At 54.3% G+C, this 14565-nt stretch carries 13 protein-coding genes; 8 read left to right on the top strand and 5 right to left on the bottom strand.

The genetic code is table 11. The annotated features are described in order from the left end of the window. Positions 1 to 67: 67 nt before the first annotated feature. From glnH to rhtA, 4 genes are all read right to left on the bottom strand, one after another. Positions 68 to 814 carry a glutamine ABC transporter substrate-binding protein GlnH gene (gene glnH, locus ACLRGG_RS13375; RefSeq protein ID WP_416250228.1) on the bottom strand — a complete coding sequence of 249 codons (747 nt, stop codon included), beginning with the start codon at positions 812 to 814 and terminating at the stop codon, positions 68 to 70. Positions 815 to 1100: 286 nt separating this feature from the next. Further along, positions 1101 to 1367, bottom strand: a complete 267-nt coding sequence (locus tag ACLRGG_RS13370) for a DksA/TraR family C4-type zinc finger protein (RefSeq protein WP_416250227.1) — start codon at positions 1365 to 1367, stop codon at positions 1101 to 1103. Positions 1368 to 1457: 90 nt separating this feature from the next. Then, a complete protein-coding gene (dps, locus tag ACLRGG_RS13365) occupies positions 1458 to 1961 on the bottom strand; it encodes a DNA starvation/stationary phase protection protein Dps (protein ID WP_416250226.1) in 504 nt (167 codons plus the stop codon). A 384-nt stretch (positions 1962 to 2345) separates the two neighbouring features. Beyond that, on the bottom strand, positions 2346 to 3248 hold the full coding sequence (gene rhtA, locus ACLRGG_RS13360) for a threonine/homoserine exporter RhtA (RefSeq protein WP_416250225.1): 903 nt from the start codon (positions 3246 to 3248) through the stop codon (positions 2346 to 2348). A 365-nt stretch (positions 3249 to 3613) separates the two neighbouring features. On the opposite strand from rhtA, the gene ompX reads away from it, so the two are divergent. From ompX to ACLRGG_RS13330, 6 genes are all read left to right on the top strand, one after another. Continuing rightward, the gene (ompX, locus tag ACLRGG_RS13355; RefSeq protein WP_067702657.1) at positions 3614 to 4126 is read left to right on the top strand and encodes an outer membrane protein OmpX; all 513 of its coding nucleotides are present in this window, start codon (positions 3614 to 3616) and stop codon (positions 4124 to 4126) included. Between the two features lie 357 nt (positions 4127 to 4483). Further along, positions 4484 to 4936, top strand: coding sequence for a manganese-binding transcriptional regulator MntR (mntR, locus tag ACLRGG_RS13350; protein WP_416250224.1), 453 nt, complete (start codon positions 4484 to 4486; stop codon positions 4934 to 4936). A gap of 23 nt (positions 4937 to 4959) precedes the next feature. Further along, a complete protein-coding gene (locus ACLRGG_RS13345) occupies positions 4960 to 6078 on the top strand; it encodes an SLC13 family permease (RefSeq protein WP_416250223.1) in 1119 nt (372 codons plus the stop codon). 108 nt (positions 6079 to 6186) lie between these two features. Continuing rightward, complete coding sequence (locus ACLRGG_RS13340) at positions 6187 to 7389, top strand: HlyD family secretion protein (protein WP_416250222.1); 1203 nt, start codon at positions 6187 to 6189, stop codon at positions 7387 to 7389. Continuing rightward, positions 7386 to 8954 carry a DHA2 family efflux MFS transporter permease subunit gene (locus ACLRGG_RS13335; protein WP_416250221.1) on the top strand — a complete coding sequence of 523 codons (1569 nt, stop codon included), beginning with the start codon at positions 7386 to 7388 and terminating at the stop codon, positions 8952 to 8954. Before ACLRGG_RS13340 ends, ACLRGG_RS13335 begins: the two co-directional genes overlap by 4 nt. Position 8955: 1 nt before the next feature. Next, on the top strand, positions 8956 to 10509 hold the full coding sequence (locus ACLRGG_RS13330) for an efflux transporter outer membrane subunit (protein ID WP_416250220.1): 1554 nt from the start codon (positions 8956 to 8958) through the stop codon (positions 10507 to 10509). 44 nt (positions 10510 to 10553) lie between these two features. On the opposite strand, the gene ACLRGG_RS13325 is transcribed toward ACLRGG_RS13330, so the two are convergent. Beyond that, complete coding sequence (locus ACLRGG_RS13325; protein ID WP_416250219.1) at positions 10554 to 10715, bottom strand: hypothetical protein; 162 nt, start codon at positions 10713 to 10715, stop codon at positions 10554 to 10556. A 574-nt stretch (positions 10716 to 11289) separates the two neighbouring features. Here ACLRGG_RS13325 and ACLRGG_RS13320 point away from each other — a divergent pair. Then, positions 11290 to 12777, top strand: coding sequence for a sugar porter family MFS transporter (locus ACLRGG_RS13320; protein WP_416250218.1), 1488 nt, complete (start codon positions 11290 to 11292; stop codon positions 12775 to 12777). Between the two features lie 107 nt (positions 12778 to 12884). Next, positions 12885 to 14477, top strand: coding sequence for an ABC-F family ATPase (locus ACLRGG_RS13315; protein ID WP_416250217.1), 1593 nt, complete (start codon positions 12885 to 12887; stop codon positions 14475 to 14477). The last annotated feature ends 88 nt before the right edge of the window (positions 14478 to 14565 follow it).

Below are 14565 nucleotides of genomic sequence, written 5' to 3'. Positions count from 1 at the left end.
CGGGGGGAGTAAAAACGCGGGCAGCAGTGCTGCTTAACCCGCGTAAAAGAGCCAGAAGGTCGTCAGCTTATTTTGGATCGCTACCGAACCATTTTTTATACAGCTGGTTATAGGTGCCGTTTTCATGCAGCACTTTCAGCGCGCCGTTCACTTTTTCACGCAGTTCGTCACTGCCTTTCGGGAATGCGATACCGTACTGCTGGGCTTCGATGGAGTCGCCAACGGCCTTAAAGCGGCCTTTACCGGCAGTGTGAATAAAGTAGAGGATATTTGGCGTGTCGTGCAGTACGGCATCCGCACGGTGGGTTCCCAGTTCCATATAGGCATTATCTATATTGGGGAACTGACGAAGATCTTTCGATTTGATGTGCTGTTTGGCGTAGTCGACGGAGCCGGTGCCGCTTTTAACTGCGACGACTTTTCCCGTCAAATCATCAATGCTTTTAATCGAATCGTTGTTGGCATTCACCATGACCAGCAGGCCGCTTTTGTAATAGCCGTCGGAAAATTCGATGGCCTTTTTACGTTCGTCGGTAATGGTGATCCCGGCCAGCGCCAGATCGATATTGTGGGTTTGCAGTGCGGGGATAATCCCGCTGAAGTCCATAGGTTTCAGCTGATAGTCAATATTGAGCTGTTTAGCGATAGCCGCCCACAGATCGACATCAAATCCGACATACTTGTCGCCCTGCTTAAATTCAAACGGGACAAAAGCGGTATCGGTCGCAACAACCAGTTTTTTTTCTGCGGCGGTAGAAGAGACGGCAAACGCCAGCGTCAGCGCAGCCAGGGAAAACTTAACAATCGACTTCATCATTTTATCCTTATTGCAGTCGGGCAAGCTCTTTACCCAAACGTATGCCAGCTCCCCTATGAAAAAACTATGCCAGGTTTACAACTTTCAAGCAAATCAGCATATTAATGTCGTTTTAATCATCAGGGAATTGATGAGCAAACCAGCTGCACCAAAATGGCGCCTCTTTGTGGTGCGGCTGGTGCTCAATGGTGCAGGATAATATGTAGCAAACCGGGGCGGCAAAACAACAGACGCAGCGGTATGCTGTAACAGAAATGCTAAAGCGATCGAGGTTTTAGAATATTTATCTTAGCTGGCTGTCTTTACTGCCGCGTCGGTTGTACAGGGAGGTAGCGGTCTGATGTTCATCCCGTGCCTGCTGACACTGCACGCAGTACTGTACGCCGGGCAGAGCCAGGCGGCGAGCTTCGGGTATGGGTTCACCACACTCCTCACAAAACTCCGCGCTGGGGCCGTGGTGTATCGCCCGGCGTACCCGGCTGACTGCATCATCAATGGTGGAGTCAATCTGCTCCTGTACAGCGTCGTCGTGCGCCCATCCGCTTGCCATGTATGCCTCCAGACGTGAAAAAAGCAGATGAAAATTCATCTGCTCCCGATCCACTCAGTGTCAACCGTGCCGGACGCACGGTAGGGTAACTTATTCGATATTAGACTCGATAAACCACAGGAACTTATCCAGATCGCGCGACGCGGCGGTAAAGATATCAGCCGTATCCTCGTCTTCAACTTCCGTGATGGCTTTACGGGTATCATTTGCCACGATAGCGTAACGTTCTGCCAGCGCTTTTAGATGATCCTGTACGCTGTGGATGTTCAGCGGATAGCTTTTAAGCGGGGTTCGGTCGTTGACAATCTGGGTGGTCCCCAGTGCAATGCCACCCAGCTGAACAACACGTTCGGCAATGGTATCCTGATGGTCAATAATGGCGGTACGGAAGCCGTCAAGCATTTCGTGTACGCCAATAAAGTTCGCACCGCGCATATTCCAGTGCGCCTGCTTAGTAATAAGAGACAAATCAATAAATTCGGTAACCAGACGATTAAGCACCTCTATGGTGGCTTTTTTCACGTCGTCAGCCACGTCGTTACGGGTGAAAATCAGATCAGAAGATTTCGTTTTTACCAGTTTAGCGGTACTCATCATTAATATCCTCTTAATGTTGGTTGTCCTAATTAAGTACGGAACTAAGTATAGCAGGGGTTTTTAATCCTGCTGGAAAGGTGCTGCCTATTGGTTGAATAGCATGCGCCTTTCACCCCCCGGACGGGTTTAATAAAGCCTCTAAAAGAACATAAATGCGTGTGATTAAGATTATCACTTAGCGAAAAATATATAATCATATGAAAATAAACAAATATATTAATGCTGCATTCAGTGCGGAATCGGCCGTTTAAATTTTTGTCAGAAAGGCTTGCAGGATATTTCTGAGGAATGTTCAGCTGCCACTGCCGCCAGCAGGCGGAATGTAATTTCCTCCACGCCCACCGTTAATATGCGGCGGGCCTTACCTGATAAGTGAGCTGGCTATTTACCGACCCGGACGATTTTCTGCTTTGATGGACGGAGCGTTAGCGTGGAGCCGGCAGAGGCCAGAATAATGGCCAGCAGGCCCAGCCACTGCATCGGCGAAAGCACTTCGCCAAGAAACAGCATGCCTGACATTGCCGCCATCGCCGGCTCCAGACTCATCAGGGTGCCAAAGGTTTTCGCAGGCAGACGCGTGAGCGCCACCATCTCCAGCGAGTAGGGCAGGGCGCTGGAGAGAACGGCAATAGCCAGTGCGACCGGAATGATCGACAGGCTCCAGATACCGCTATGTGCAAAAACGAGCCCGACGGGCACAAATATCACTGAGGCGATCAGCGAGCCCATCGCTACGGTCGCCGGGCCGTGGTGAGCGCCTGCCCGTTTCCCCGCGAGAATGTAAACGGCCCAGAAGACGCCAGCCAGTACGGCCAGCATCGCGCCCTCAGGATCCACCCCTGAAATATCCTTACTGAGCGGCAGCAGGAACCACAGACCGGCCAGCGCCAGCACCACCCACAGAAAATCCTGCGGACGGCGGGAGCCAGCCAGTGCCAGCGCCAGTGGCCCGGTGAACTCAAGCGCTACGCCCACACCCAGAGGGATGGTGCGCAACGCCAGGTAAAACGAATAATTCATCCCACCCAGCGCCAGACCATAAAGCAGCAGGGGCGTAATCTGCTGACGGCTGAACTGCAACCGCCAGGGTTTAAAAATAACGCAGAGGATAACGGTGCCGAAGGCCAGCCGCAGTGCGGTAATACCGGTTGCCCCCACGTCAGAGAAAAGCGTTTTGGCCAGCGCGGCCCCCCCCTGAATTGAGGTCATCGCAATTAACAGCACCAGCACGGGGAGCCAGATCGGGGTTGTACCAGAAGAAGATGAAGATGAAGCAGCAGACATCCAGTGACCATCCTTGTTCATTCAGTGAATCGAGATAAACGTTCACAACAGTCTACTTGATGGGCAGTAATAGCGGTAAAGAAGGGTGAAAAAAAGCCGCAAGAAGGCCAGTCAAGTGTGTAATTATGTCAGGAAAAGGGCGTTTTAATTAGGAATAATCTTAATGAGCAATTTTTTTTCGCTTTTACGGAACTTTGGATTGAAGAGGGTATTTGTTAGTAAAAATAAAGACATACTTCACTTCATTAACCTTCTGTTACACCAAACATTGTGTTGGACAACAAAATCAGGGCAGAGTTTCTGGCTAAGTTTTGTTATATTTCCAGCGTTGTCAGGAGAGAAGTACTTTCACATTTGAGGTGGTTATGAAAAAAATTGCATGTCTTTCAGCACTGGCTTGTGTACTGGCAGTTTCTGCTGGTTCAGCAATGGCGCAAAGCACCGTTACCGGCGGTTACGCTCAGAGCGATTATCAGGGTGTAGCAAACAAAGCTAACGGTTTTAACCTGAAGTATCGCTATGAAAACGGCAGCGATCCACTGGGTTGGATCGGTTCTTTCACCTACACCGAAAAAGATCGTACCGATGCAGGCGTTTATAACAAAGGCCAGTACTACGGTATCACTGGTGGTCCTGCTTACCGCCTGAACGATTGGGCTAGCATTTACGGCGTTGTGGGTATTGGCTACGGCAAATTCCAGGAAAACGACACTACCGTACGTGACAAAGCTGATTCAAGTGACGTAGGTTTCTCCTACGGTGCTGGTCTGCAGTTCAACCCAATCCAGAACGTTGCTCTGGACGTAGGTTACGAGCAGAGCCGTATCCGTAGCGTTGACGTTGGCACCTGGATCGCTGGTGTAGGTTACAGCTTCTAAGCTGCTACTGCCACAGCCGGTCCGGCTGGCACGAAAAAAATCCGCCCTTCGTGGCGGATTTTTTTATGGCTGCTTAAAAGCTCATTTAGCGGGAGCAGGCGTTTGATGCGTCAGCATCTCCAGCAGCATCAGCCGCAGCGTAAAAGGTGAGCGGCAGAGCAGCTTGAGCAAAAGGGGGGGGTTCATCTGAGGGGCCTCCGCGGTCATACGTACGCTTTATAAACAGTTATAGCATGAGCTATAATTCGTAGCCAGTGCTATGTAGCGAATATTTGTGCTTCGTCGTGCTTCGTTTACAATGTGGCACACACTACTGAGGCTGAAGCTACGCGTCAGGAATACTTAAGAGGAAGCTGAATGAGTCGTCGCGCAAAAAGTGCAGTGCCCGCGCAACTGAAAGAGATCGAAGAGCATGTCGAAGGCTTCCGCCAGGTACGTGAAGCCCATCGTCGTGAGCTGATTGATGACTACGTTGAGCTTATTTCAGATCTGATCCGTGAATTTGGCGAAGCGCGCCAGGTAGATATGGCCGCCCGCCTGGGCGTCTCGCAGCCCACCGTTGCCAAAATGCTAAAAAGACTGGCAGGTGGCGGTCTGGTCGAGCAGGTTCCTTACCGCGGTGTGTTTCTGACCGCAGAGGGGGAGGCGCTGGCGGAAGAGAGCCGTGAGCGACACCATATTGTTGAAACCTTTTTGCTGGCGCTCGGCATCAGTCCGGAAACCGCCCGGCGGGATGCAGAAGGACTCGAACATCATGTGAGTGATGAGACGCTGGCTATTTTTAAGCAGTTTTACGAAAGCCGACAGTAACGCTGTCCTCTCTGTGAGTCTCTATGACAATGCTGCTCCGGCCTTTTCTGCACGATCGCTTACTGCATCTGTTAATTCTGCTGGGGCTGGCTTTGGCCTGCTTCGCACCCTTTACCCTGGCACAGCTTCCCGTCGCAGTGGACTGGCCCACTATCGTTACCCTGTGTGGTCTGCTGATCCTTACCCGGGGGATTGAATCCAGCGGCTATTTCAACGTGCTGGGTCGTCGGCTGGTGCTGCGGTTTCATACGCAGCGAAGACTGGCGCTCTTTCTGGTGACGGCTGCCGCGCTGCTGTCTACCGTGCTGACCAACGATGTCGCACTCTTTATCCTGGTGCCGCTCACCCTGACCCTAAAGCGCTACTCCGCGCTGCCCATAAATCGGCTGATCATCTTCGAGGCGCTGGCGGTAAATGCCGGATCGCTGCTGACGCCGATCGGTAATCCACAAAATATCCTGCTGTGGCGACACGGCGGAGCCGGTTTTGCCGCATTTATCTGGCAGATGCTGCCGCTGGCGGCGGTACTGGTGAGCAGCCTGCTGCTGCTGACCTGGGTGGCTTTCTCCGCAGAGAGGATCCAGTCCACTTCGCAGGAGAGCAGCCCGCCGCAGTGGCAGCGTCCACTATTGTGGATCAGTGCCGGACTCTATCTGCTGTTTATCACGGCGCTGGAAGTGGATCTGGCCGTCTGGGGCCTGCTGCTGGTTTTTGTCGTCTTTCTGCTGCGGGCGCGTCGTATCCTGCTGTCGCTGGACTGGAGTTTGCTGGCGGTGTTTATCATGATGTTTGTTGACGTCTTTCTGCTTACCCGCCTGCCGCTGCTGCAACCCGCCCTCGGCTATGTATCACATCTGCCCGCCGGTGGGCAGTATCTGATGGCGACAGGTCTGTCGCAGGTGATCAGTAATGTGCCCGCCACCATTCTGCTGCTCGGCTCGCTGCCTGCCAGCACGCTGCTGGCCTGGGCGGTCAATATTGGCGGGTTTGGCCTGTTGCCCGGTTCACTGGCAAATCTGATTGCGCTGCGCATGGCCAAAGACCCTGCTATCTGGTGGCGTTTCCACCTCTATTCCGTGCCGATGCTGGGCTGGGCTCTGCTGATCGGCTGGGCTCTCTTTTTAGGCATTCATGCGGTATAAAGTCAGGCTAGTCTGACTTCGTAAAGAAACGCTGGCATTTGTCAATTTACGTCCTATTGTTATAGCAGAATGAATCCTCCGGGCCTGAACGGGGCCCGCTGTAAACTGATGAGAACTATGGCTAATCAATCAACTTCTTCCTCAGATGATGACCTGAGTCGTCGCAATAACAATCAGCAGCAAAATCAACCCTCACAGGCTAACCAGAATTCACCGGATAACGGGCATTCGCAGGGTAACCAAAACCAGCAGGATAACGGTGAGCCTGAGCGCAAGCGCCCGGGCAAGAAACCGCTTATCATCCTGGGGATAGTAGTGGTGGTGATGATCATCATCGGGCTGTGGTTCTGGCTGACCAACCGCAATATTGAAACCACCGACGATGCCTTTACCGAATCGGATGCGGTCACCATCGCTCCGAAAGCCTCTGGCTACGTGACGGAGTTGCGGGTGAAGGATAACCAGCGGGTGAAAAAAGGCGATCTGCTGGTGGTGATTGATCCCCGTGATAACACCGCCCAGCGCGATCAGGCTCAGGCCCAGCTGGGGCTGGCGGTTGCGCAGCTTCATCAGGCCCAGGCTTCACTGGAGCTGTCCCGCGTACAGTACCCGGCGCAGAAAGACCAGGCGCTGGCGCAGCAGGCGAAAGCCGAAGCAAATATGCTTAACGCCCAGGAAGATTACAAACGTCAGCGCGGCGTGGATCCTCGCGCCACCTCACAGCGTAATATTGATGCGGCCAGCGCCCAGCTAAGAAGCGCGCGCGCCGAACTGGAGAGCGCAAAGGCCCAGGTTGAAGTCGCCTCGCAAATCCAGCTGCAGATTCGTCAGCAGGAAACCAACGTAGAAGCGCGTCAACAGCAGGTGGAACAGGCTCAGGCGCAGCTTAATACCGCGAACCTGAACCTCTCCTACACCGAAGTCCGCGCACCCTACGATGGCTTTGTGACCAAACGTAACGTTCAGGTAGGTACGCTGGTGCAGGCAGGGAGTGCCCTGTTCTCGCTGGTCTCACCCGACGTCTGGGTCACCGCCAATTTCAAAGAGTCTCAGCTTGAGCGCATGAAACCGGGCGATAAGGTTGATATCACCGTCGATGCCTGGCCGGATATGAAGCTCGAAGGGCATATTGACAGCGTCCAGATGGGCTCCGGCTCGCGCTTCTCGACCTTCCCGTCAGAAAATGCCACCGGCAACTACGTGAAAATTGTCCAGCGCGTCCCGGTTAAAATCATCATTGATAAAGGGCTGGATGCGAATAAACCGCTGCCGCTTGGCCTGTCGGTTGAACCGAAGGTGACGGTGGAATGAGTGACAGCCAGAGCTGGCAGCCCGCCAGTAACCCGTGGCTGGTTGCCATAACGGTGACGCTGGCGGTATTCATGGAGATCCTGGATACCACCATCGTCAATGTGGCGCTGCCTCACGTCGCCGGTACGCTCTCCTCCAGCTACGATGAATCGACCTGGGTGCTGACCTCTTATCTGGTGGCGAACGGTATCGTGCTGCCGATTTCGGCTTTCCTCAGCCGTATGCTTGGCCGCAAGCAGTTCTTCCTGATCTGTATTGTGATGTTTACCATCTGCTCTTTCCTGTGCGGCATTGCCACGGAACTGTGGCAAATCATTCTGTTCAGGGTATTGCAGGGCTTCTTTGGTGGCGGACTGCAGCCGGTACAGCAGTCCGTGCTGCTGGACTACTTCAAAGCAGAAGATCGCGGTAAGGCGTTTGGCCTGTCGTCAATCGCGATAATTGTGGCACCGGTACTGGGTCCGACGCTTGGCGGATGGATAACGGATAACTACAGCTGGCGCTGGGTATTCTTTATCAATATTCCGGTCGGGATATTCAGCGTGCTGGCTATTTACCATCTGCTGGAAGATCCACCCTGGGAGCGTAAGTGGGCCAAAGGTAAGCTCAGCATCGATTATATCGGGATTGGACTGATTACGCTGGGGCTGGGCTGCCTGCAGGTGATGCTCGATCGCGGGGAGGATGATGACTGGTTTAGCTCACCCTTCATTGTCACCTTTGCCCTGTTAACCGCCATCGGGCTGGTGGGGGCCGTCTACTGGCTGATGTACGCGAAAAAACCGGTGGTCGATCTTCACTGTCTGAAAGACCGCAACTTTGCGGTTGCCAGCCTGCTGATGGGGGGCATGGCGATGATCCTCTATGGCACCTCTGTAGTGATCCCTCAGCTGGCACAGCAGGATTTGGGCTACACCGCCACCTGGTCGGGGCTGGTGCTCTCGCCTGGCGCTCTGCTGATCGTCCTGACTATCCCGCTGGTGATAAAGCTGATGCCCGTCGTGCAGGCAAGGTGGATCATTGCCTTTGGCTTTACCTGCCTGTTCGTTTCGTTTCTGTACTCCGCGACGCTGACGCCGGATGTGGATTTTACCACCCTTGTGCTGATGCGTAGCGCACAGACTATCGGCCTTGGCTTCCTGTTTGTGCCGCTAAGCACCGTCGCCTTTGTCACCATCCCGCAGCGCCTTAACGCTGATGCCTCTGCGCTGTTCACCATGTGCCGTAACGTGGCCGGTTCGATTGGGATTTCGCTGTCAACGGCGATGATCACCGAACGGGAACAGACCCACAGCGCGAATATGGTGCACAATATGTCGGCGTTAAATGAGCCCTTTAACCTGACGGTGGCCCGCTGGGCGCAGGGGGTGAAGGATTTCACCTCGGCGATAGGCGATCCGGTTACGATAGCCACCGGCCAGCTGTATAAAGAGATGATCGCCCAGGCGCGCATTCTGGCCTATATCGACGTCTTTTTGGGCATGAGTGTTGTCGCCCTGATCCTTATCCCTTTTTGTCTTCTGCTTGCGCCGATTAAGAGCGAGGGCAGTGCTGGAGCACACTGACATGAACGTTTCTCCTTTATTCCGGCATTCGCGGATAGCGACGCTAATGGTTACTCTGCTGGCGCTATCGGGCTGCTCCGTCGGGCCAGACTATCAGGCACCAAAGCCGGTGACGCCAGCGGCGTTCAACGATATGCAGGGCGATGGCGGTTCCCGCCCGCAGGCGGCGCAGACCAATCCCCGCTGGTGGAAATCCTTCCGCGATCCCCAGCTCGACAGCCTGATCGAACGCGCTATTGCGGGCAATATCAGTCTGCAACAGGCAGTGCTGCGCATCGCTGGCTCCCGCCAGCAGCTTAATCAGGCGCGCGGAGCCTGGTTCCCCTCGGTAAACGCCAATGCCTCACTCAATCGTGAGCAGCTCGGGCTTAAGGGCGAGCTGGAATCGAATGGCGTGTATGACCAGGCCGATCAGCTCAACCCGGAGGCCCGTTCGGCCCTGGATGGCCTGAACAAGCCGGTCACCCTTTACCAGGGGAGCTTTGACGCCTCATGGGAGATAGATCTGTGGGGCAAAGTGCGTCGTCAGGTTGAGATGGCGAAGGCGCAGCAGCAGCAGTCGATCGAGAATCGCAACGATGCGCTGGTTTCTCTGGAAGCTGAAGTTGCCCGTACCTATTTGCAGCTGCGTGGCGCACAGTCGATCAGCCAGACGCTGCAAAGCCAGATTGACGTGGCGCAGCAGACGCTGGAACTGACCCAGAGTCAGCAGCGTAATGGGCTGGCCCCGCAAATGGATGTTGAGAACGCACGTGCGCAGCTGAACTCGCTTAAAGCCCAGCTGCCACAGTATCAGGCGCAGATGCGTCAGGCCATGAACGGGCTGGCAGTGTTAATCGGTAAGCCGCCGGGCGCGCTGGATGCCGAACTGATCCAGCCCAAAACCCTGCCAGCGTTGCCGCAGAGGGTGCCGGTGGGTATTCCTTCCACGCTGGCCCGCCGACGGCCTGACGTCCGTGAGGCGGAGGCGCAGCTCCACGCCGCCACCGCCAATATTGGCGTATCCGTCGCGCAGCTGTTCCCCGATCTCTCACTGACGGGGCAGTTTGGCATGCGCAATACCGATGCCAGCTATCTGGATAACTGGAGCAGTAATTTCTACAGCTTTGGTCCGTCGCTGTCGATTCCCATTTTTCAGGGGGGCAGGCTGGTTTCCAGCGTTAAGCTGGCCCGCGCCGAACAGGCAAATGCTGCACTGGGCTACCGACAAACGGTGCTGACTGCGCTGCAGGATGTGGAAAACGCGCTGGTCAGCTACCGCACCGATCAGCAGCAGGTGGAGGGGCTTGATCAGACGGTGGATGCGCTTCAGAACGCTTTTAATCTGGCTAATGACAGCTATCGTCAGGGGCTCTCAACCTTTATTGATGCGCTGGATGCCCAGCGTCAGCTGGCTCAGGCGAAGCAGCAGGCCGCATCGGCCAGGGTGCAGACCAGCCTGGATCTGGTTGCGCTTTATAAAGCTCTTGGCGGGGGCTGGGAGCTGTATCAAAACGTTCAGCTGCCAAATTATTCGGTTTTTGGCCCGGCCGGGAGCGGCAGTAAAACGCCTTAGGATCGCCTCTTAACCGGCGCGCGTCAGGCGAGAACAGGCCCTGGCTACGGCGCGCGCCAGATGAGGAAGGTGCTTCCCTTGCGACGGTTAGCGCCGGACGAGTGATCCAGCGAGCGCTTCCCACGACCAATGCATCCGGCTACCGGGCGACAGGCTGTCACCGCCTCCTGCCGATCCATGTTTTGCTCGCCTGTTAATGCGTTCACATTCTGTCCGATAACACGCTGTTATCGATCCCTGCGAATAAGGGCTTATCACGACTGTCTTTGGCCTTCCTTCCACTGTATTTGGACTTATTTTCCCCGTTTTCGCTTTCTCTTTGCCTGCCTTTGGCGTTCAGTTCTCCCGCTTTCGTTTTCACTAAGCCTGTCTTTGACTTTCCACTCTCTTGCTTTCGTTTTCACTCCCTTTGTCTGAAGTTGCGCGACTCCCCGAAACGGTAATAAGGCGAATTTATCGAATAAACATTCTAACCACCACCTGTAGAAAGGGTTTAAGGCGAATGAAAGTGAAATATTCAGGCCGAATTTATCATGGTTTGGTGACTCCGTTCCATAGCATGGCGCGGGAATTGAGACAACAGTGTACGCCGCTCTCTGTGGTTTTTATCACAATTTCAAGCTGATGATGGGAGCTGTGTTGCAAAATTTAATTTTCATGGTTAATTAAAATGAAAGAAAAGGTCTAAATTAATGCGGTAGCAGACTATTGTCGGACAAGACGTTTCATTCTCCGACATCCCTTTACATCAGGTCTAGAAGACGAGGTTAGGATATCATTATGTCGAAAGAACAATATCTCACGCCCAGCCGGGCCTCAGGCCCCAACAGTACCTCCAAAACGGAACCCTTTGTTAAGGTTGTCGCCTGCATCGCTACGCTGGGCGGTCTGCTTTTTGGCTATGATACTGGGGTTATCTCGGGTGCGCTGTTGTTTATGGGCGACGAGCTCCACCTGACGCCGTTTACTACCGGTCTGGTGACCAGCTCGCTGCTGTTTGGTGCCGCCTTTGGCGCCCTTATCTCAGGCCATTTTGCTGCCTCCGCCGGGCGTAAGAAAATCATCATTATCCTCGCAGCAATTTTTGCCATGGGTGCGATGGGGACCTCGCTTGCACCCGATGTAAACTGGATGATTTTCTTCCGCCTGGTGCTCGGCGTTGCGGTAGGCGGCGCAGCCGCGACGGTGCCGGTCTATATTGCTGAAATTGCCCCGGCGAACAAGCGTGGTCAGCTGGTGACCCTCCAGGAGCTGATGATTGTGTCCGGGCAGATGCTGGCCTATATCTCGAATGCCGGTTTTAACGCCGCCTGGGGCGGTCATGAAACCTGGCGCTGGATGCTGGCCATTGCCACTATTCCTGCCGTTGCGCTGTGGATAGGTATGATGTTTATGCCTGACTCCCCCCGTTGGTATGCCATGAAGGGCAGGCTGGCAGAGGCCCGCCAGGTGCTTGAACGCACCCGCGCCAAAAGCGACGTGGAGTGGGAACTGACCGAAATTGAAGAAACCCTGACCGAGGATGAAAACAAAGGCAAGCCAAGCCTGCGCGAACTGAGAAAGCCCTGGCTGCTGAAGCTGTTTTTTATTGGGGTCGGGATTGCAGTGATTCAGCAGCTTTCCGGCGTAAATACCATCATGTATTACGCACCGACTATGCTGAAAGCCGTAGGCATGAGCACCGACGCGGCGCTATTCGCCACCATCAGCAACGGGGCAATCTCGGTGATTATGACCTTTGTCGGCATCTGGCTGCTGGGCAAGCTGGGCCGCCGCACTATGGTGAAAATTGGCCAGTTTGGCTGTACCGCCTGTCTGCTGTTTATCGGCTGCGTCAGTTATTTTATGCCTGAAACGATCGGTGGTCAGCCTGACGTGATGCGCGGATATCTGGTGCTGTTGGGTATGCTGATGTTTTTGAGCTTCCAGCAGGGTGCGCTGTCGCCGGTCACCTGGCTGCTGCTGTCGGAGATCTTTCCGACCCGCCTGCGCGGGATCTTTATGGGCGGTGCGGTCTTCGCCATGTGGATTGCTAACTTCCTGATCTCTCTGGCGTTCCCGGTGCTTCTGTCGACGGTAGGCCTGGCGGGCGCATTCTTTATCTTCGCCCTAATCGGCCTGATGGGGGCGGTATTTGTGGTGAAATGCATACCGGAAACCCGCAATCGCAGCCTGGAACAGATTGAACACTACCTGCATGACTGGCTCAGCAATGACGTTGAAACGCGTCCGATGCCCGCGCCCAAACGCGAGATAAAAAGCCACTAACGGTCAGTAAACAACGCATGGGGGGGCGGTGGAGTATTCGCCGCCCCTTTTTTTTGGCATAATGCGCGCTGAATCACACCCCCACATCGCAAACGAAAGGCAATCCTGTGCTAGTTTCCAGTAACGTCACCATGCAGTTTGGCAGTAAGCCGCTGTTCGAAAACATCTCTGTCAAATTTGGCGGCGGCAACCGCTACGGACTGATCGGCGCTAACGGTAGCGGCAAGTCCACCTTTATGAAAATCCTTGGCGGCGATCTGGTTCCGTCAGGCGGTAATGTCTCCCTCGATCCGAATGAGCGTATCGGTAAGCTACGCCAGGATCAGTTCGCCTTTGAGCAGTACACGGTACTTGATACGGTGATCATGGGCCACGGTGAGCTGTGGGAAGTCAAAGAAGAGCGTGACCGCATTTACGCCCTGCCGGAAATGAGCGAAGAAGACGGCTATAAAGTGGCCGATCTTGAATCGAAGTACGGTGAAATGGACGGTTATACCGCTGAAGCGCGCGCCGGTGAACTGCTGCTTGGCGTGGGTATTCCGCTTGAGCAGCATTATGGCCCGATGAGCGAGGTTGCACCCGGCTGGAAGCTGCGCGTGCTGCTGGCGCAGGCGCTGTTTTCTAATCCGGATATCCTGCTGCTCGACGAACCGACCAACAACCTGGACATCGATACCATTCGCTGGCTGGAGCAGGTGCTGAACGATCGTAACAGCACCATGATCATCATTTCGCATGACCGTCACTTCCTGAATATGGTCTGCACGCATATGGCCGATCTGGATTACGGCGAGCTGCGCGTTTATCCCGGTAACTACGACGAGTATATGACCGCCGCAACCCAGTCCCGCGAGCGTCTGCTGTCTGATAACGCTAAGAAAAAAGCGCAGATTAACGAATTGCAGTCTTTTGTTAGCCGCTTCAGCGCCAATGCCTCAAAGTCTCGCCAGGCCACCTCGCGCGCTAAGCAGATTGATAAGATTAAGCTGGAAGAAGTTAAGGCCTCAAGCCGTCAGAACCCGTTTATCCGTTTTGATCAGGATAAAAAGCTGTTCCGCAACGCGCTGGAACTGGAGGCGGTGAGCAAAGGTTTCGACCAGGGGCCGCTGTTTAAGAATGTGAATCTGCTGCTGGAAGTGGGCGAGAAACTGGCGATTATTGGTCCTAACGGTATCGGTAAGACGACCCTGCTGAAAACGCTGGTGGGTGAGTTGCAGCCTGATACGGGTTCTGTGAAGTGGTCTGAAAACGCGCGTATCGGCTATTACGCTCAGGATCACGCCCATGATTTTGCTGACGATCTGACGGTTTTCGACTGGATGAGCCAGTGGAAGCAGGAGAGCGATGATGAGCAGGCCGTGCGCGGTATTCTCGGGCGCCTGCTGTTCAGTCAGGATGACATCCGTAAGCCCGCGAAGGTCCTTTCCGGGGGAGAGAAGGGGCGTATGCTTTTCGGTAAGCTGATGATGGAAAAGCCGAACGTACTGATTATGGATGAGCCAACCAACCACCTGGATATGGAGTCCATCGAGGCGCTGAATATGGCGCTGGAGATGTACGAAGGTACGTTGATTTTCGTTTCTCACGACCGTGAGTTTGTCAGTTCGCTGGCAACTCGGGTGATTGAGATGGTTCCTGGCAGGATCAACGATTTTACCGGCAATTACGAAGATTATCTGCGTAGTCAGGGTATCGTCTGATTTAATAAGCCCGGCGTCAGGCTCATGGAATGGGTGAGCCTGACGCCGGGCTATAATATCTGTGGTGCCGCTATTCAGGTCATTACAG

This window comes from Erwinia sp. PPS120 (assembly GCF_047918655.1).
GTDB classification, from domain to species: Bacteria; Pseudomonadota; Gammaproteobacteria; order Enterobacterales; family Enterobacteriaceae; genus Erwinia; species Erwinia tasmaniensis_A.
The sequence above is the reverse complement of the archived record's forward strand: the minus strand, read 5'-3'. Positions and strand labels throughout refer to the sequence as shown.

Bases quoted from the DNA above. Each gene is read 5' to 3' on its own strand.
- glnH (WP_416250228.1), bottom strand. From the start codon at position 814: ATGAAGTCGATTGTTAAGTTTTCCCTGGCTGCGCTGACGCTGGCGTTT.
- ACLRGG_RS13370 (WP_416250227.1), bottom strand. From the start codon at position 1,367: ATGGCAAGCGGATGGGCGCACGACGACGCTGTACAGGAGCAGATTGAC.
- dps (WP_416250226.1), bottom strand. From the start codon at position 1,961: ATGAGTACCGCTAAACTGGTAAAAACGAAATCTTCTGATCTGATTTTC.
- rhtA (WP_416250225.1), bottom strand. From the start codon at position 3,248: ATGTCTGCTGCTTCATCTTCATCTTCTTCTGGTACAACCCCGATCTGG.
- ompX (WP_067702657.1), top strand. From the start codon at position 3,614: ATGAAAAAAATTGCATGTCTTTCAGCACTGGCTTGTGTACTGGCAGTT.
- mntR (WP_416250224.1), top strand. From the start codon at position 4,484: ATGAGTCGTCGCGCAAAAAGTGCAGTGCCCGCGCAACTGAAAGAGATC.
- ACLRGG_RS13345 (WP_416250223.1), top strand. From the start codon at position 4,960: ATGACAATGCTGCTCCGGCCTTTTCTGCACGATCGCTTACTGCATCTG.
- ACLRGG_RS13340 (WP_416250222.1), top strand. From the start codon at position 6,187: ATGAGAACTATGGCTAATCAATCAACTTCTTCCTCAGATGATGACCTG.
- ACLRGG_RS13335 (WP_416250221.1), top strand. From the start codon at position 7,386: ATGAGTGACAGCCAGAGCTGGCAGCCCGCCAGTAACCCGTGGCTGGTT.
- ACLRGG_RS13330 (WP_416250220.1), top strand. From the start codon at position 8,956: ATGAACGTTTCTCCTTTATTCCGGCATTCGCGGATAGCGACGCTAATG.
- ACLRGG_RS13320 (WP_416250218.1), top strand. From the start codon at position 11,290: ATGTCGAAAGAACAATATCTCACGCCCAGCCGGGCCTCAGGCCCCAAC.